The sequence below is a fragment of the Pseudomonas sp. WS 5503 genome (genome assembly GCF_012985385.1).
Lineage (GTDB): Bacteria > Pseudomonadota > Gammaproteobacteria > Pseudomonadales > Pseudomonadaceae > Aquipseudomonas > Aquipseudomonas paracarnis.
Genome location: NZ_JAAQWI010000004.1, coordinates 355,140 through 372,405, shown reverse-complemented (window position 1 = coordinate 372,405; position 17,266 = coordinate 355,140). Strand labels below are relative to the sequence as shown.

Sequence of the window (17,266 nt, the reverse complement as noted above, 5' to 3'; positions counted from 1 at the left end):
GGGCTTGGACAGGATCGCGCCGCATGACAACCACCGAAACAACACCCGAATCTACCGCCGAGACTACGGCCGCAACCGAAGCTGGCGCCGCAGCGGCCCTGCCGTGGGCCGACGTTCACGCCGAACATTTCAAGATGCTGCGCCTGGCCCCGCTGGCCACCGACCGCGCGACCGGCGCACGGCCGTTGCGCTTTGTGCAGTTCGGCTATGCCGAGCGCCATGATAAACACCACAGCCTGTTGCGCATGGTCATCCAGTTACCGGGCCAGCGAGTACGGCGCGAGCAGAACCACCTGGATATCTGGGTCGATCACGATAAACACCGCGTGCATTTCGGGCCCGGCAACAGCCTGGAAATCGAGCCGGCCAACCGCGGTATCGGGCGCTTCCTGGTGGCCCAAGGCGCCGCCTGGGCGAAGAAGAAGTGGTCACACTACCGCGTCGACGGCGTGGATCTGGCCAACAAGGACGCCCTCAACGAAGCCACGCGCCTGCGCCGCGATCACTTCCTGCGTATCCAGGGTTTCGATGTGGCCTACGCCGATGTGCAGCACCTCAAGGGCAATGTGCAACCCGGCAAGGTCAGCGACGTGCTGGACAGTTGGAACACCGAGAAAGTGCAGTTCGTGGAGATCCTGGAAGCCGCGCAGATGCTGCAACAGGCAGAGCAGAACCTGGCGGAGCAGGAAGTGAAGCTGCGCAAGGAAGAGGAAAAAGTCACCAAGTTCAAGCGTGAAGACAGCGGGCTGCGCTTCACCATCACCTGTCTGGTGGCGTTTACGGTGTTTCAGGCGGGGTTGTTGATCTGGATTGCCACACACCGCTGATAGATTGAAATGCAATCAAAATGTGGGAGCTGGCTTGCCTGCGATAGCGATGTATCAGTAGCACAAGTGCAAGCTGACCCACCACTATCGCAGGCAAGCCAGCTCCCACATTGACCGAGTTTCTGCAGTTATATCCGGGCAGCGAAAACGGCCTGGTGTTGGCGGCACTGCTCAGCCGTCAACATAAACACCCCATGCCCACCGCGCTTGAAGTCCAGCCAGGCGAAATCCACTTCCGGGTACAGCGCCTCGACATGCACCTGGCTGTTGCCCACTTCGACAATCAGCAGGCCCTTCTCGGTCAGGTGGTCCGCAGCTTCAGCCAGCATCCGGCGTACCAGGTTCAGGCCGTCGTCGCCGCAGGCCAGGCCCAGTTCCGGTTCGTGCTGGTATTCATCGGGCATGTCGGCGAAATCTTCGGCATCCACGTAGGGCGGGTTCGACACGATGAGGTCGAAACGCTGGCCGGGTAGCCCGTCAAAACCATCGCCCTGCACGGTGTAGACCCGCTCGTCGACGCCATGGCGCTCGATGTTCTGGTTCGCCACTTCCAGGGCTTCGAAGGACAAGTCTCCCAGCACCACTTCGGCCTCGGGGAATTCATAGGCGCAGGCGATGCCGATGCAACCGGAGCCGGTGCACAGGTCGAGGATGCGTGCCGGCGGCTGGGCCAGCCAGGGTTCGAAGCGGTCTTCAATCAGCTCGCCTATGGGTGAACGCGGGATCAATACGCGCTCATCGACGATAAACGACATGCCGCAAAACCAGGCCTCCTTCAACAGGTAGGCCGTTGGCACTCGCTCATGGATACGGCGATGCAGCAAGCGCTGCACGTGGGAGATTTCCTCTTCTTCCAGGTTGCAATCCAAATAACTGTCGGCGATTTCCCACGGCAGGTGCAAGGCGCCCAGCACCAACTGCCGGGCTTCGTCCCAGGCATTGTCGGTGCCATGGCCAAAAAACAGGTCTTCCCCATGGAAACGGCTGACAGCCCAACGGATGTGGTCGCGCAAGGTGCGCAGGCGAGAAGTGATCACGGGGGCAAGCTCCTGGAAAAAACGACTGGCGATTCTAACAGCCTTCACCTGTACCGACGATGTACGAAAAACCTGGCGCCGTACGTCGGATTTCATCGAATCTGCCCGCATTGTGTTAAACAGGCCTGCCTCTTGACATGGCTGCACGCCAGCAACGGCGTACCTTACGATAGTAGCGATTCACAGAAGCGCTCAGCCAGTGGACAATGTCGCAAAAGCCCCACTCACAGGAGCCCCAGAATGTCCGTTCCAAAGACGATGTTTCAACTCAGCGGTCGCGGTTACGCAGCAGCCAACCTCAATCATGCGACCCTGGTGATCATCGACGCCCAGAAAGAATACCTCAGCGGCCCGCTCGCCCTCTCGGGCATGGACGCGGCGGTAGAGAACATCAAGCAGCTTGTGACCGCAGCGCGCAGTGCCGGGCGCCCGATTGTGCATGTGCGCCACCTGGGCACCGTGGGCGGCCTGTTTGACCCCCAGGGCGAGCGCGGCGAATTCATTCCGGGCCTCGAGCCTGAGGGTGACGAAACCATCATCGGCAAACTGCTGCCCAGCGCCTTCCATGGCACCGGCCTGGAAAAACACCTGCAAGACCTCGGCTCCCTGGACCTGATCGTCTGCGGTTTCATGAGCCACTCCAGCGTCAGCACCACCGTGCGCGCGGCCAAGAACCTGGGCTTTCGCTGCACCCTGGTGGAAGACGCCTGCGCCACCCGCGACCTGCCCTACAAGGGCGGTATCCTGAGCGCCGAGCATGTGCAGCAAACCGAAATGGCCATCATGGCAGACAACTTCGCCACCCTGGCGCTGGCCAAAGACTTGATCTGATGCTGCTGGCGGTGAGCGGTGTGTTTATTGCTCCGCTCATCCGCAAAGCCCTCTCATTTGGCGCATTTACCTCTCCCCCCGGAACAACCTGTGTATCTTCCGGTCGAAGGGCCGATACCCTGGAGGAAAGGTCGGAATGAAGATATCCGATGGTTTTGATGCTCGTCGCTTGCGCCCCAAGGGCCCGAGCAATTGGCGTCTGCGCCTGGTAGCGTGCATGGCCGCGTTGCTGGCGATAGTAGGCTTGTTGTTGGCAGGCGCTGGTGGCGCCGGCCTGTTTGGGCATTCGCCCGCCCTGGGCGAACTGAATGCCAGCCCGGGCGGCTCGGCACTCCTGCTGGGGATCGGCTTGCTGGTGCTGTGGTTGGGCGTGTGGCTGTGGCGTCGCAGTCGCCGGAAAATGCGCCAGCCGCTGTCGTTGAATATCGCCTCTCACCTGATGAAAAAGCACGACTGATGGCGCTTGGATAGCGTTTCCTGCGCCCTGGCCGCCGCGATTTAGGTAAACTGCCCGCCCTTCGCGGAGGCTGACATGCAAGACGACGATTTTTCCCTGTTCAAAAACGAGCTGCGCGGCGTCAAGCCGATCAAGCACGACCGCGCCGACACCGGCAAACCCAAGACTGACCGCGCGCAGATCGCCAAGCTGCGCCAGGCCGCGACCGTGCGCACCGATGCCACTACCGTGGACGGCCTGTCGGACCAGTTCGTGATCGACGTCGGCCCCGAAGATGAACTGATGTGGGCCCGCGACGGCGTGCAGGAAAGCCAGATGCGCAAGCTCAAGGCCGGCCAGATCCCGTTCGAAGGCAGCCTCGACCTGCACGGCATGACCGTGGAAAAAGCCCGGGAAACCCTCTGGGCCTTCCTGGCCGAAGCGACCAAATTCGAAATCCGCTGCGTGCGCGTCACCCATGGCAAGGCTGTGCGGTTGGACGGCAAGCGCCCGATGATCAAGAGTCACGTCAATACCTGGCTGCGCCAGCATGCCCAGGTGCTCGGCTTTACCTCCTGCCAGGCTCGTCACGGCGGTGCCGGCGCGGTGTATGTGATGCTCAAGCGCACCATGATGGAAGGGCGCGACGAGTAACAAGTGCCATCGTCAGGCTTGCAGCGATGTGTCCGCCACCGTAACCTTGCGCTTTGCGAAAATCCCACAGGTAGTTTCATGTCCCTGGAACAGAATTACACCGCGATCCTCGGCCAACTCGGCGAGGACGTGTCCCGCGAGGGCCTGCTCGACACGCCAAAGCGTGCCGCCAAGGCAATGCAGTATCTCTGCCGCGGTTATGAACAGACACTCGAGGAAGTCACCAACGGTGCCTTGTTCAGCTCTGACAACAGCGAAATGGTGCTGGTCAAGGACATCGAGCTGTACTCGTTGTGCGAGCACCACCTGCTGCCGTTTATCGGCAAGGCCCATGTGGCCTATATCCCGAGCGGCAAAGTGCTGGGCCTGTCGAAGGTCGCACGCATTGTCGACATGTATGCGCGCCGCCTGCAGATCCAGGAAAACCTCAGCCGCCAGATCGCCGACGCCGTATTGGAAGTGACAGGCGCCCTGGGCGTGGCCGTGGTGATCGAGGCCAAGCACATGTGCATGATGATGCGCGGTGTGGAGAAGCAGAATTCGTCGATGATCACCTCGGTGATGCTGGGTGAGTTCCGCGAGAACGCGGCCACCCGCAGCGAATTTCTCAGCCTGATCAAGTAACCGGCTGGGCAGGAAGGAACCGGCGTTCATCGCCGGTTTTTTTTCGCCTGCAGAAATCAGGTAAGCTGCGCCCCCTCAGTCATGGGCAAGAGGTTTCAGCCATGTTCGTCAAAGCACTTCGAGTGGGCCTCGGCCACGTCATCATCGCGGGCGACTTTCTTACCCGCCCACGCAAAAAGCAACGCCCTGCCGAACAACAGGCCAAGGTCAATGCTGCGGCCAAGGACCTGACCCTGTATCAGTTCCACGCCTGCCCGTTCTGCGTGAAGACCCGTCGCACCCTGCACCGCCTGAATGTGCCGGTGGCGCTCAAGGATGCGAAGAACAACGAGCAGGACCGCCAGACCCTGCTGGAGCAAGGCGGCAAGATCAAAGTGCCGTGCCTGCGCATCGAAGAGAACGGCCAGACCACCTGGATGTATGACTCCAAGGTGATCATTGACTACCTGGACAAGCGCTTCGCTGCGATCTGAAGCCCGCGGCGACCAATGTAGGAGCGAGCTTGCTCGCGAAAAACGTCAACGATAACGGGGGCTGCCTGAATAAACGCGGTGCCTGTGAGTTCTTCGCGAGCAAGCTCGCTCCTACAGAAATCAGGTGGGTATTGCCAGGTCGAGATCCAACAGTGCCGAACCCAGGCACTTGCCGTGGGCGTCCAGGGCCAGCGAGCGGGTTACGCCGCCGCGCAGGATTCCCGGCAGGACGAAGTTCAGCGCCTGCACGTTCGGCAGCTCATGGCGCTGAACCGGTGCCGCATCGGGATCGCGTAAATCGGCAAAGAACTCGGCCACGCGCTCAGCCGTCAGCTGTTCACACAGCAACGGATAATCCTCGGCGCGATAGGCAATGATCGAGATGTTCGACGTGTCGCCCTTATCCCCGGTGCGGGAATGGGCCAGCCTGTGCAGTTTCATTCTTCAATCCTCGGTTTGACCGCTTCACGGGGCAACAGCAACGACGCCACCGCCACCACCTGACGCACGCTCTTGCTCGCCCCACCACCGCCGGCCGGGCCGTTGGTGTAGAGGGTCTCTACTTCATTGCCGACCCGCACGGCGTCGCTGCGCTCGTCACAACGGGCGGCAACCCGCAGGCGCACTTCCCAAGGCTCGACGCTGCTGCGAGGGCCGTGCAATGAATCCATGCCGATCAACTCGGCACGCAGGTCCTGCATGTTGACCCCGATCAACGCGAGACGCTTGAGCACCACTTCCCGCGCCAACTCGGCCCGTGCGACAGCGCCGGGACCACCGTAGGACATCTGCCCTTCACCAATCCAACCGTCCAGATAACCGACGCTGACCTTCAGTTGATCAGGCCGGGCACGCCCACTGGCTCCCTGGGCACGCACCCGGTCCACGCCCTCCTCGACAAACCCCACCAGGGAAAAGTCGGCCGTCACATCCGGGGTCAAATAAGCTGCCGGGTCGTGAACTTCATAAATCAGTTGTTCGACGCAGCTCGCGCGGCTGACCCGCCCACCCGAGCCTGCCACCTTGGTGATCACTGCGTTGCCGTCGGCGTCGATCTCGGCCAGGGGAAAGCCCAGGCGCGCCAGATCCTCCACATCCTTGAAGCCTGGATCGGCGAAATAGCCGCCACTGACCTGCCCCGCGCACTCCAGCAAATGCCCCACCAACGTGCCCCGGCCCAGTCGCGGCCAATCATCGAAGGCCCAGCCGAACTCGAACATCTGCGGCGCCAGGAACAGCGAAGGGTCGGCCACGCGCCCGGTGATCACCACATCGGCGTCGGCGCGCAACGCTTGAACAATGCCCTCCACGCCCAGGTAGGCATTGGCAGAAATCAACCGCTCACCCAACGCGCCTACGGTCTGGCCGTTATCCAGCAACTGTTCGGCAGACAAGGTATGCAGCACGTCATCCCCGACCACCGCCACAACCTTGAGGCCCAGGCCCAGCTCGCCAGCAATGCGCCGTACTTGACTGGCCGCCGCCAGCGGGTTGGCCGCGCCCATGTTGGTGATCACGCGCAGGCGTCGACGCCCCGCCCCCTGCCCCACAAAGGGCAAGACACGGCGCATGCGCTCAGCCAGCAGCGGGTCATAACCGCCTTGCGGGTCGCTGATACGCGCCTGTTGCGCCAGGGCGATGGTGCGTTCGGCCAGGCATTCGAAGACCAGGTAATCCAGGTCGCCGTGTTCGGCCAGTTCCACGGCAGGTTCTATACGGTCGCCGGAGTAGCCGGCGCCGGAGCCGATGCGCAAGGTGTTCATGTCAAATCACTCCCAGGAGCAACGCCGTCAGGGTCATCAACACCGAGGCGGCAAACAGGAAAGGAATGGTGAAGCGCTGGTGATCGGCCAGTTCGATCTTGCACAGGCCCACCAGCAGGAAGGTCGCAGGGGTCAGCGGGCTGACCGGGAAGCCGGTGGTGTGCACGCCCAGCAGCGAAGCCTGGGCCACCTGAAGCGGGTCGACGCCCAGGGCTTTGCCGACTTCGGCGATCACCGGCATCACGCCGAAATAGTAGGAATCTGGGTCAAACAACATGCTCATGGGCATGGACAAAAAGCCCACGACGGCCGGGATCAACTTGCCGTGGCCCGCCGGAATCTGCGCCACCGCCACTTCGGCGATGGCCTTGAGCATGCCGGTGCCTTGCATGATGCCGGTAAATACCCCGGCGGCGAGCAGGATACTGGCCATGGTCAGGGCGGTTTTCGCATGGGCGTCAATGCGCGCACGCTGGGCGTCCACGTTGGGATAGTTGATGCACAACGCAACCACGGTGCCGAGCATGAACATCACCACCGGGTCGACCCAGCCGGCGATCATCACCACCATCACCAGCACGGTCAGCACCAGGTTGACCCAGAACAACCGTGGACGGCGCAGCTTGATGTCGTCATCGCTGAGCACTCGTTGCGGCACCGCCTCCACGCTGGAACCGGCGCCCAGGCCCAGGCGTTTTTCTTCGCGATGGCCCAGCCACCAGGCGCAGGCGAAAACAAAGATCAACCCGACGATCTGCACCGGGATCAGTGGCTGGAACAGGTCGGCCACTGGCACATGCAGCGCCGCCGACGAACGCAGCACCGGGCCGGTCCAGGGCAGGAAGTTGACGCCGGCGGCCATCGCACACACGCAGGCGAGGATGCGTTTATCAATGCCCAGCCGCGTATACAGCGGCAGCATCGCCGGCACCGTCACCAGAAAGGTCACCGCGCCAGAGCCGTCCAGGTGCACCAGCAACGCCAGGGTCGCGGTCCCCACCACAATCCGTGTAGGACGCGTGCCGACCGTGCGCAGGATGCGATCAATGATGGGATCGAGCATGCCCGCGTCGGTCATGATCCCGAAAAACAGGATCGCGAACACAAACATGCCGACCACAGGGGCGACGTTCTTGATACCGGTAATGATGAAGGCACTGGTTTGCAGGCCGAAGCCGCCGATCAGCGCAGCGATGATCGGCAAGGCGATCAAAGCCACCAGTGGCGAGAGGCGCTTGCTCATGACGGCAGCGAGCAGGCACAGGATGGTGATGACACCCAGGGTTGCGAGCATGGGTTACTCCAGGCGGCCTGGTTGGCCAGTTATTGTTTTCCCTGGAGTATTGGAAGCGGGTTAGTCTTTGTAAATTGGAATATTCGGCCTAGCTCGTTCGGAAAAACAAAATGAAGAACTCCATCCAGCACATCCAGGCGTTCCTCGCGGTGGCCCGCACTGGCAGTTTCACCAAAGCGGCCAACGAGTTACACCTTTCGCCGTCGGCCCTCACCGTGCAGGTGCAACAACTGGAAGACTGGCTCGGCGTCGCCCTGCTCGACCGCAGCCCGCGCCACGTGAGCATTACCGCTGCGGGCCAGGAGGCGCGCGGGCCCATGGAAAAACTGGTGCTGGACCTGGACAACATCGTCACCGGCTCCCGCGACCTCGCCGCCTTGCGCCGTGGAGTGGTAACCATCGCCGCGCTGCCCTCAGTCTGCGCTGGCGCCCTGCCCCCGGCCTTGCGCCTGTTTCGCGAACGCTTCGCCGGCATCGAAGTGCGCCTGCATGACCTGGTGGCCCAGCGCATTCATGCAAAGGTTCGCAACGGCGAAGTGGATTTCGGCATCGGCGTGCGCGCCCGCCTGAGCCACGGGCTGGACTTCGTGCCGGTGCTCAATGATCGGCTGTGCGCATTTGTGCCATCGGGCCATGCGCTCGCCCGCCATCGCCAACTGACGCTGGAACAATTGGCGGACCAGCCGATCATCCTGACCGGCCGCGACAGCAGTGTGCGCGAGCAAGTAGACACGCTGTTCGATGAGACACGGCTGACGCTGAACGCCGGCATGGAGGCCAACTACATGTCGACTGTATTGGCCTTGGTGCGCCAGGGCCTGGGCATCAGTGTGTTGCCGGAGTCAGCGGCGGATAGCCTGGAAGGTTTGAAGCGGATCAGCATCGATCATCCCGGAGTGAATCGAGAGATCGGGTTGATCAGCCGTAGCGGGATGGGCTTGAGCCCGGCGGCGCAGCGCTGCTTTGAACTGCTCAACAAAGCACTGCCTGACACGCCGCCGCGCTGAATGTGGGAGCAAGCTTGCCTGCGATGCAGACACCTCGGTTTAGCCGGGGCACCAGGGTGACGCTATCGCAGGCAAGCCAGCTCCCACATAGGACCGAGGGAGTCAGTCGAGCATCGCCACGTACTTGGGATGACTGGCCACGCGCTGCAACCACGCCTGCACCGCCGGATACGGCGCCAGGTCAAAGCCGCCTTCATGGGCCACATGGGTGTAGGCATACAACGCAATATCGGCAATGGAAAACTGCTCGCCCACTAAATAAGGCGTGGCTTGAAGCTGACGCTCCATCACTCTCAAGGCCTTGTAACCGCCTTTGTGGGTGGTCTTGTATTCTTCCAGCCGATCCTCGGGCATGTTCAGGTAGAACTGAATGAACCGCGCCACCGCAATGTAGGGCTCGTGGCTGTATTGCTCGAAGAATTGCCACTGCAGGACTTGCGTGCGCAGGCGCGGTTCGGTCGGCAGGAATTCGCTGCCATCGGCGAGGAAGTTGAGGATCGCGTTGGACTCCCACAGGCAGGTGCCATCTTCGAGCTCCAATACCGGGACCTTGCCATTGGGGTTCTTGGCCAGGAACGCCGGGGTCTGGGTATCGCCCTTGAGGATATCGATATCGATCCATTCATACGGGATGCCCAACAGATTGAGCATCAATTTGACCTTGTAGCAATTGCCCGACTTGTAATCGCCATAAACCTTGTACATGGGGCTCCCCTTTTCACCGCGCTGACCGAATGCTTGCGCCCACAAGGTGCGGGTATCGAAGGCTTGTTTCAAGGCGTCGTGCAGAATAAATCCCTTGGCCTGGGCCTTTCATCCCTTTTCGCCAAGATAATCGAAAACATTATTTGCTTTATTTGTATACAAAAGCATAATTCGCTTCGTGCGAGTTCCTGACCTTTTGGTCAACAAAGCCCGCCAGTACCTCAAAGCGCGGTTGCCCACTCATGTAACCGGCGCTGGAAATAACAATAAAACGATTGAGGAGTACTCGCTGTGGATAGCCGTAAAACCGAAGCCCCTACGTTGGATCTGGCCGCGCCCCGAGGCGGTTGGCTGGAGCGCCTGTTCAAACTGCGCTTGCATGGCACCACAGTGAAGACCGAGCTGATCGCCGGCCTCACCACCTTTATCACCATGGCCTACATCATTTTCGTCAACCCCAACATCATGGCCGATGCCGGTATCGATCACGGCGCGGCTTTCGTCGCCACCTGCATCGCCGCCGCGCTGGGCTGCCTGTTGATGGGCCTGTACGCCAACTGGCCAGTGGGACTGGCGCCGGGCATGGGCTTGAACGCGTTTTTCACCTACACCGTGGTCGGCACCATGGGCTACAACTGGGAAACCGCCCTCGGTGCGGTATTTGTCTCGGGTGTGCTGTTCATGATCCTGACGCTGTCGCGTATCCGCGAATGGTTGCTCAACAGTATCCCGGTCAGCCTGCGTCATGCCATGGGCGCGGGCGTGGGCCTGTTCCTGGGGGTGATCGGCCTGAAAACCGCCGGCATCATCGTCGACAGCCCGGCCACCCTGATCAAGCTCGGCTCCCTGCATGAACCCGCCCCACTGCTGGCGGCGGTGTGCTTCCTGCTGATCGCCATCCTCAGTTACCACCGCGTATTCGGCGCGATCCTGATCAGCATCATCGCCGTGACCCTGGCGGGCTGGGGCCTGGGCCTGGTGCATTACAACGGCATTCTCTCTACCCCACCGAGCTTGGCACCGACCTGGATGGCCATGGACGTGATGGGTGTGTTCAATGTGAGCATGATAAGCGTGGTATTTGCCTTTCTTTTTGTACACATGTTCGACACTGCCGGTACACTGATGGGCGTTGCCCAACGCGCAGGGCTAGTCAAGGCAGACGGCAAGATCGACAACCTGTCTCGTGCATTAAAGGCCGACAGTGCTTCCAGCGTGTTCGGCGCCATGGTTGGCGTGCCGCCTGTGACCAGCTATGTGGAAAGCGCTGCCGGTGTAGCTGCCGGCGGCCGCACCGGCTTGACTGCCGTGACCGTAGGCGTGCTGTTTGTGGCGGCGATGTTTTTCGCGCCGCTGGCCGGCATGATTCCCGCCTATGCCACGGCGGGCGCATTGATTTACGTGGCAATGCTGATGATGGCGAGCATGGCCCATATCAATTGGGATGAAGCCACCGACAGCATTCCGGCCATCGTGACCGCGATCATGATGCCGTTGACATTTTCGGTCGCCGACGGGATTGCCCTGGGCTTTATCACCTATGTGGCGTTGAAGGCCGGCACCGGCAAGTACCGTGAGATTTCCATCAGCCTGTGGGTGCTGTGCGCGATCTTTATCGCCAAGTTCATCTTTCTGTAGTTCAGGAAGGGCTGAAAAACCGCCTCACCTTCGGGTGGGGCTTTTGCACGTAAGGGAGAACTGTAGATGAACCTGGATACCTGGCTGTTGTTCAGCGGCGCTGCGCTGGTGGTGATCCTGATCCCCGGCCCGCTGTCATTGCTGATGATCAGCAACAGCCTCAACTTCGGCCTGCGCCGCTCTTACCCGGCGTTTCTGGGCGGCGTATTTGCTTCGATCTGTCTGCTGAGCGCCTCGGCACTTGGCCTCGGCGCGCTGTTGCTGGCATCCGAGCAATTGTTCAGCGCACTGAAGATCGTCGGCGCGCTGTACCTGTTCTACCTCGCCTGGCAAAGCTGGCAGCAATCGCGCCTGCCGAGCGCAGGCGCCGAAGTGCCGCAGTCCCCGGCTGTGCCGCGCTTTGGTGCGTTGTTTGGCCGGGCCTTCGTACTGGGGGCCAGCAACCCCAAGGACATCCTGTTTTTTGCGGCCTTCCTGCCGCAGTTTCTCAGCGCCGAGCAGGCGTTTTTACCGCAATTGTTGATCATGATCGCCACCTGGACGGTGCTCGACCTGTTGTGCAAATTGGCTTACGGCTTGGGCGCCCATGGCGCCGCGCGGTATTTGCGCAGCGGTTCGGGCCAGAGCTGGTTCAACCGCACCAGCGCTGCGCTGTTTGGCGGCGCCGGTGCAATGGCTCTCATCAACGCTAAGGGTTCAATTTGACGAAATAGACAGTGGGGGCCAACTGCCCCTTTGTGGGCCACTGAATGCCGGCCACAATCCGCACCAAGCGTTGTTCTTGCATCGCGTTGTCAACCGCCCTTAATAAAGCAGAGTCAGGGTGGGAGTTGATGGCTACCCTAACCCACTTGTCCGAAAGCTTCGTTCTCACGCTAATTCGCCCTGTCTCAAACCATTGGTAGGCCACGTAGTAAATTGTGCTCGAACGGGGATGAGTCACGACTGATTCAATACTGTTTTCTCCAACAGGTAACCCTGGACGTCGCACAGACAAGTCCACAATGCGGTAACCCTGCTGCTCCAACACGGTTCTGACGGCGGCGCGCTCTGCTTCAAGCCTCTGCGTCCTGACCGGTCTGACAGCATATTGCAGGCTCGGGTCTAACGGATGAGGCGGTATGAAGTCGACACGCGTGAAGCCGGGCGCCTTGCCTTCAAAACCGATGTATAGATATTCGCTGCGACGTTCATTAGGTCGCAACATCCGCAGTAAATCATCCGTTTGACCGCTCCTCGCAGGAGGCGCGGGTAGCCATTCGTCCAGCGTCGCGCGGATGTCGAGCAAATGGCTTGCCGTGGCAGCCCGGGAAGGACCTGACAATTCAACCAACCTTATGACGGCAAACGTTCGAGCATCATTCGTCAGGGTGGGAAAGGCCATGGTCACATACTGCCTCAACGGCCTGTCGAACAGTGCCGGATGATTTTGCCACCCCCCTGAAGGCAGGCGTGATACGGGAATAGGCTGGTCGCGAATATCAGTGCTTGTCCAGCGCATGATATCGGTTAGCGCGGATCGCCCCGGTGGCTCATTTCGGGTGATAAACACCAGGCCGTTCAACGGTGCACGATCACCCTGCGGGAGCATCCGGTAGAAACCGCTGCTCGGATCCTGGATGGCGGTATAAGGAGGCGCCACGCGTAAAAACCTGGCATTGAGCTCAGAACCTCTGGGCCCCACGCCTACCTCAAACACGCCAGCCGCCGGAAAGTCCACAATTTGACTGGGTTGGACTTGAACACGCCAACTCAGCCAGTGAGTATCCGTTGTACGTGACCGCACAATCCGGTTCTCGGTAGCCGTGCGCGTACGAGGGGGTTGCCAATCCGGCAATGGGGAAACGGGCCATGGGTTATGCACCCCGGAGCTGGGCCCAGGTTGTGGCGCATTCATGCCCAACAACCACTCTTTAGGCTCTTGAATGTTGATGACCAACTCATCCAGCCCCGGTTCCCGGCTATTTCGCAGGCGAAATACCTCTTCACTTTCGCGCTGGTAAACCGGGTAATGGTGCGTATCGTCCGCTATGAACTGCTCGCCGTTCTTGACATGCACGCCTTGCCTGCCCGGCCCTTTCAACGCTACGGCGCCCTCGGGCTTACCCTTGATTCTGAAACGGTCCAAGAGCTTCGATTGCGTCACCAGCGACGAAGACGCGCTGGGCAAATGACTACGTATTGCCATCGGCAAGCGACGGATACGACTCAGAACCTTCATCGGCGAACGCATACCTATGACCTTACCGCCCTTCACTTTGGGAACAGGCGCAAAGTCTGTCGCCAGTTCGACCGCCAGAAACAGGGTCATGAACGCCACATCCACGGCATCGTTAGGGTCGCCAAAGCGATGATAGCGTCGGGCAGCCAACAGCAAATCATGGAAGTCGTTAGCCTTACCGAATAACGGAATCAAAATACCCAGCAACCCGCGCCGGGTGGCCTCGCTCTGCTCTTCAAGACGTTGAACCCGATAAGTCGCCAACATCCAGCTGGAGTTACTGACGGCTTGAACCCGCCCTTGCAGCTCCAGCGAGCTGGCCGCGTACAGCAGTGCCCTGGCGTCACGGTAGGTGGTGGGCACCACCGCCAACCAGTTCGATGGTGCACTGGCAATCTGCTCGTGGATCAGCTCTTCGATTTCATTGACCGCTGGCGTAGGCTCAAGGTGCGTGATTTTGAATGAGCGGAAAAACTCATAGCTCCTCCACACACCTTCGAAGAATGAAAAACCGGCGAGGATATGGTCCACGTCATAAATCGAGCTGTTCTTGTTTGTTGCATCGACGTTATGGGCGATGGCCTCGAATGCCCAACCCGGTGCAACCTGTCGCGCCAGAACCTTAACGTAATCGGGCTCTGCAGCCATACGATTGAGCGCCGCCAGGGCTACTCCCACACTGGTGTATTCGCTGATGACCAAGGCTTGGGGCGCGGCCGGCCAGTAAACCACGCAGCGTCCGCTGGCCTGGTCCGCCATCACCACAATGCCTGCGATGTAACGATCATGCAGCATCGTGTGTCCTACCAAATGAACCACACTGAGCGTCAGCCGATGCCCGTTCTTTAACAGGTCTTCAGCCGTGCGGGCTGCCATTGCAACCTTGAACAGGCTCTGCGCCTGGGCGCTCAAACTCTGGGCGGTCGCCGAAAAAAGCTGCATCTGCGCGCAGTCCCGCAACGTGCGATTTATCAGCACAGGGATACGTTCTTCCCTCTGACCGCTCGCCCCCGCAGGGTAAAATGCACGGTGGGCCCGTATCGCGTAATGACCGCCGATATCCAGCGAAGACACGGTGTTGATCAGATAATCGGCGTTCAGTCGCTGGCGCCACTGCGGTTGCAGATAGCGGCCGCGTGTCAATCGCGGGCGTGTCCAGGGTGCTTGCGAGTCAAGGTTATGCAACGTCAGTTGCAGCATGCTGAACGTGTGGCGTTTGAGGCTGGGTGTCACGATGACTTTGCGATCGCCCGGCGTGCAGCGACTTTCGTGGCCACAAAAACTGCTGTAGGTGTCATCCGGCAAGTCGATCAACGGCTTGTCGATGTCCAGTTCCGGGTAAAAACCGTCTTCAGTCAAACGAGCGATCAATGCACTGCGGGCGAAGGTGTCCAGGTCAGGCAGGATCTGCACGAGCCCGCTTTCAGCGGCAGCGGCACTGCCCAGGTACCTGCGCTTGAGGCGTTGGAATTGTTTGACTTGGGTAGGCGTTGCGCTGGCCAGCCATGCTGGGGAACTTTTCATCTCAAGCGCAACTTTGCGCAGCACGTCCACATTGGCCAACGCCTGGCTCAAGGCATGGTTGGGAGGAAACGCCAGATGTTGGTGCAGCTCGACCACCCACAACAAGCGGCTGACCATCGCATCCTTCACCTCGCCGAAAAGCCTCGCCATGCCACCGATGCGTTTGCTCAACCCTGCGTAGTACATCACCAGGTTTTTCAGCGAGAGACCCGTGGGGCTGATGTCGACAGGCTCGTAACGCACAGCCAGCGTGTTGCGCACCGCATGGGCGCGCAAGTCGTGGAGCTTATCCCGTTCGACACAACCCCATAACCTGGAATAGTCACTGCTGCCCAGTGTCGCTTTGAGCCCCTGCGTCAGCGCCTCCAGGCCGGAAAAAGCCATAAGCCCGCCATAGTCTCCAAACGCATACAACACCACCGGAATTGCGCCTGTCGGGTTTTTCAGCGCGGTCACTCGCGTCACCACCCACAGGTTATGCAGCGGATAGAAGGCATCCGGCGCGCTGCCCACCGAGACCGACAGCACCTGGGTTTGACTGCCAGGGCGTTTGCGCGCTGCAGGCTGGTCCAGCACTTCGCTAATCACGTCACGATGCGCCGTGGATATGAGCTTGAGCTGGTGTTGCAACTCAACCTCACAGCGCAATGCTTCGACCTGGGCGCGCAAAAACAGCGCAGCACGCCTGCGCCCTCCCCCAGGGCGCGCAAGCCAGAACGGCAAATCGAACAGTTGATGCTGCGCATCCTTGATCTGTGCGCTCAGCACCTGCGTGTGCTCCTTGCGCTGACGCTCGAGCGCCAACACCTGCTCAAACGCCGCGCTCTGCGCACTCGGATCATCCTGGTTAAGCAACGCAACCAGGCCTTTTTCATAGCGTTTGACCTGTTGCTCTGCCGTAAGCCGGGCCAGCTCGGGCATCGCACTGGCAAACAGGATTTCTGGCTGCCGTCGTTGCCGGTCCCAGGCAAGTAATTGGTCGCACACGTTGTGCAGCCGGGCGCTGCCTGCCAGCCGTTTGCGAGCTTGCTCGATCGAACGGAGAAAGGCCGTGGCCGACAACGTTTCAGGCCGCGGCCTGCTTGCAGCGAACACATGCGCATGATTGATCGCCAGCGCGCAGGCCAACTCATTCGCCCACTGGCCATCCAGCAATGCCCGGGCGCTCAGCGCCAACGCATCCTCCGTCACCGCCGCGCCACGCACGACAACGGAGGCTGGGCTCAGGTGATCGGGTCGGCATAATTGGTGACGACGCTTTAGTGGCAAGCATTGCCAGAGTTCATCGAACAGCGTCTGACTGGTCAACGCCAACAGGCCGCATTGAAGCGAGAAGAACGACGGGTACTCGTAAAAATGGCGGGCCACGCCCGGCAGGTAAATCACATGCGGCGCGCCCTCGGGGTCGCCATCTCGATAAATATGCAGTGCCCCGGGAATCGCGACTGCAGGCAAGCCTGGCCACATCAATTGGCTTACCCGCACGCTGGCCCAACTGCCCCCGGCGCGCTGGCGCGCCTCGGTGTCGGGGGCATCCACCAGTTGCTGGACCAGGGTCATTCCCGCAATGGAAATCTCATCCAGTTGCCGTGCCATGAAAGCCTGCTCGGCAAAAGCTGCGGCGTATGATTCAGCCCAGCACTCCTGACGTGTGTGCCACGATCCATGCGCCAAGGCCTGCCAATATTCCGTTACCGCTTGAGGCAGCCGCTCCAGCAGGTTCATCGCGATCATGCGTCGCAACACCTGCAAAGGCGTATACGGCAGCCGACGGTTTGGATCGCCCTTGACACTCAAGGAGGTGAATTGATTGAGGTTGTCCGGTACCGAAGGCAATGCCAGCGACAGCAGCGCCCGGTCGGTCAAACTGTCAACTTTGGCGGCCGCCCCCGGCAATGCCGCCTGGGTAAACAGCAGGCTGTCGGGGTCAATTTCAAATTCCTTGCGCAGCGCGGCACGAATCACTCCCAGAACCCGGGGCGCATGACCTATCAAGCGGGCGAGCACTCTGGTCGACTGGAAACACCGCCGGTCGGCCTCCGCGAGCTGGTTGATCAGGCGGCCGGGCTGGGGATGAGTGTTGATGCGCCGAGTCAGTTGATCGCGCATCTGCTGCACGCGTTCGGCAGTGATATCCGGATCATCTGAATAGATGTTGCCGATGGCTGAAGTCATGGTGCTTTCTTCTTGATGGAAGGACAAACACCAGCCTAGGCAGCGTCGCGGCTCAAA

15 protein-coding genes are annotated in these 17,266 nt (G+C 60.5%); 9 read left to right on the top strand and 6 right to left on the bottom strand.

Annotated features, from left to right (window positions below):
* The first annotated feature begins 23 nt into the window (after positions 1 to 23).
* Positions 24 to 827 carry a hypothetical protein gene (locus HBO10_RS13555; RefSeq protein WP_034126144.1) on the top strand — a complete coding sequence of 268 codons (804 nt, stop codon included), beginning with the start codon at positions 24 to 26 and terminating at the stop codon, positions 825 to 827.
* 128 nt (positions 828 to 955) lie between these two features.
* Here the strand turns inward: HBO10_RS13555 and prmB are convergent, their stop codons facing one another.
* Entirely contained in the window at positions 956 to 1,864 is a 909-nt protein-coding gene (prmB, locus tag HBO10_RS13550) for a 50S ribosomal protein L3 N(5)-glutamine methyltransferase (protein ID WP_034126143.1), read from the bottom strand.
* 240 nt (positions 1,865 to 2,104) lie between these two features.
* Here prmB and HBO10_RS13545 point away from each other — a divergent pair, with 240 nt between their 5' ends.
* The 5 genes from HBO10_RS13545 (at position 2,105) to HBO10_RS13525 (ending at position 4,882) form a co-directional block, all read left to right on the top strand.
* Complete coding sequence (locus HBO10_RS13545) at positions 2,105 to 2,695, top strand: cysteine hydrolase family protein (RefSeq protein ID WP_014719280.1); 591 nt, start codon at positions 2,105 to 2,107, stop codon at positions 2,693 to 2,695.
* Positions 2,696 to 2,831: 136 nt separating this feature from the next.
* Positions 2,832 to 3,152, top strand: coding sequence for a hypothetical protein (locus HBO10_RS13540; RefSeq protein ID WP_014719281.1), 321 nt, complete (start codon positions 2,832 to 2,834; stop codon positions 3,150 to 3,152).
* 75 nt (positions 3,153 to 3,227) lie between these two features.
* Complete coding sequence (locus tag HBO10_RS13535; protein ID WP_003192796.1) at positions 3,228 to 3,785, top strand: Smr/MutS family protein; 558 nt, start codon at positions 3,228 to 3,230, stop codon at positions 3,783 to 3,785.
* 78 nt (positions 3,786 to 3,863) lie between these two features.
* A complete protein-coding gene (gene folE / locus HBO10_RS13530) occupies positions 3,864 to 4,409 on the top strand; it encodes a GTP cyclohydrolase I FolE (protein WP_014719282.1) in 546 nt (181 codons plus the stop codon).
* A 101-nt stretch (positions 4,410 to 4,510) separates the two neighbouring features.
* Entirely contained in the window at positions 4,511 to 4,882 is a 372-nt protein-coding gene (locus HBO10_RS13525; RefSeq protein WP_020302241.1) for a glutathione S-transferase N-terminal domain-containing protein, read from the top strand.
* A gap of 120 nt (positions 4,883 to 5,002) precedes the next feature.
* Here the strand turns inward: HBO10_RS13525 and HBO10_RS13520 are convergent, their stop codons facing one another.
* From HBO10_RS13520 to HBO10_RS13510, 3 genes are read right to left on the bottom strand one after another with little or no spacing between them, the layout of a single operon-like run.
* A complete protein-coding gene (locus HBO10_RS13520) occupies positions 5,003 to 5,323 on the bottom strand; it encodes a hypothetical protein (RefSeq protein WP_034126142.1) in 321 nt (106 codons plus the stop codon).
* A complete protein-coding gene (locus tag HBO10_RS13515) occupies positions 5,320 to 6,645 on the bottom strand; it encodes an acyclic terpene utilization AtuA family protein (RefSeq protein WP_034126141.1) in 1,326 nt (441 codons plus the stop codon). The genes HBO10_RS13520 and HBO10_RS13515 overlap by 4 nt, the downstream gene beginning before the upstream one ends.
* Before the next feature lies 1 nt (position 6,646).
* Positions 6,647 to 7,939 (bottom strand): citrate:proton symporter, encoded by a 1,293-nt coding sequence (locus tag HBO10_RS13510; RefSeq protein ID WP_034126140.1) that lies wholly within the window; start codon positions 7,937 to 7,939, stop codon positions 6,647 to 6,649.
* Between the two features lie 110 nt (positions 7,940 to 8,049).
* Between HBO10_RS13510 and HBO10_RS13505 the strand changes: the two genes are divergently transcribed.
* On the top strand, positions 8,050 to 8,946 hold the full coding sequence (locus HBO10_RS13505) for a LysR family transcriptional regulator (RefSeq protein WP_034126139.1): 897 nt from the start codon (positions 8,050 to 8,052) through the stop codon (positions 8,944 to 8,946).
* Between the two features lie 102 nt (positions 8,947 to 9,048).
* On the opposite strand, the gene HBO10_RS13500 is transcribed toward HBO10_RS13505, so the two are convergent.
* Positions 9,049 to 9,651: a glutathione S-transferase family protein gene (locus HBO10_RS13500; RefSeq protein WP_034126138.1), complete on the bottom strand. Its 603-nt coding sequence runs from the start codon at positions 9,649 to 9,651 to the stop codon at positions 9,049 to 9,051.
* Positions 9,652 to 9,942: 291 nt separating this feature from the next.
* Between HBO10_RS13500 and HBO10_RS13495 the strand changes: the two genes are divergently transcribed.
* Both HBO10_RS13495 and HBO10_RS13490 read left to right on the top strand, forming a co-directional pair.
* Entirely contained in the window at positions 9,943 to 11,289 is a 1,347-nt protein-coding gene (locus HBO10_RS13495; RefSeq protein ID WP_034126137.1) for an NCS2 family permease, read from the top strand.
* A 66-nt stretch (positions 11,290 to 11,355) separates the two neighbouring features.
* Entirely contained in the window at positions 11,356 to 11,994 is a 639-nt protein-coding gene (locus HBO10_RS13490; RefSeq protein ID WP_034126136.1) for a LysE family translocator, read from the top strand.
* Here HBO10_RS13490 and HBO10_RS13485 read toward each other — a convergent pair.
* Positions 11,978 to 17,209 carry a DUF6543 domain-containing protein gene (locus HBO10_RS13485; protein WP_034126135.1) on the bottom strand — a complete coding sequence of 1,744 codons (5,232 nt, stop codon included), beginning with the start codon at positions 17,207 to 17,209 and terminating at the stop codon, positions 11,978 to 11,980. The genes HBO10_RS13490 and HBO10_RS13485 overlap by 17 nt on opposite strands.
* Positions 17,210 to 17,266: the final 57 nt, after the last annotated feature.

Coding starts and splice junctions, on each gene's coding strand:
- HBO10_RS13555 (WP_034126144.1), top strand. CDS start 24: ATGACAACCACCGAAACAACACCCGAATCTACCGCCGAGACTACGGCC.
- HBO10_RS13545 (WP_014719280.1), top strand. CDS start 2,105: ATGTCCGTTCCAAAGACGATGTTTCAACTCAGCGGTCGCGGTTACGCA.
- HBO10_RS13540 (WP_014719281.1), top strand. CDS start 2,832: ATGAAGATATCCGATGGTTTTGATGCTCGTCGCTTGCGCCCCAAGGGC.
- HBO10_RS13535 (WP_003192796.1), top strand. CDS start 3,228: ATGCAAGACGACGATTTTTCCCTGTTCAAAAACGAGCTGCGCGGCGTC.
- folE (WP_014719282.1), top strand. CDS start 3,864: ATGTCCCTGGAACAGAATTACACCGCGATCCTCGGCCAACTCGGCGAG.
- HBO10_RS13525 (WP_020302241.1), top strand. CDS start 4,511: ATGTTCGTCAAAGCACTTCGAGTGGGCCTCGGCCACGTCATCATCGCG.
- HBO10_RS13520 (WP_034126142.1), bottom strand. CDS start 5,323: ATGAAACTGCACAGGCTGGCCCATTCCCGCACCGGGGATAAGGGCGAC.
- HBO10_RS13515 (WP_034126141.1), bottom strand. CDS start 6,645: ATGAACACCTTGCGCATCGGCTCCGGCGCCGGCTACTCCGGCGACCGT.
- HBO10_RS13510 (WP_034126140.1), bottom strand. CDS start 7,939: ATGCTCGCAACCCTGGGTGTCATCACCATCCTGTGCCTGCTCGCTGCC.
- HBO10_RS13505 (WP_034126139.1), top strand. CDS start 8,050: ATGAAGAACTCCATCCAGCACATCCAGGCGTTCCTCGCGGTGGCCCGC.
- HBO10_RS13500 (WP_034126138.1), bottom strand. CDS start 9,651: ATGTACAAGGTTTATGGCGATTACAAGTCGGGCAATTGCTACAAGGTC.
- HBO10_RS13490 (WP_034126136.1), top strand. CDS start 11,356: ATGAACCTGGATACCTGGCTGTTGTTCAGCGGCGCTGCGCTGGTGGTG.
- HBO10_RS13485 (WP_034126135.1), bottom strand. CDS start 17,209: ATGACTTCAGCCATCGGCAACATCTATTCAGATGATCCGGATATCACT.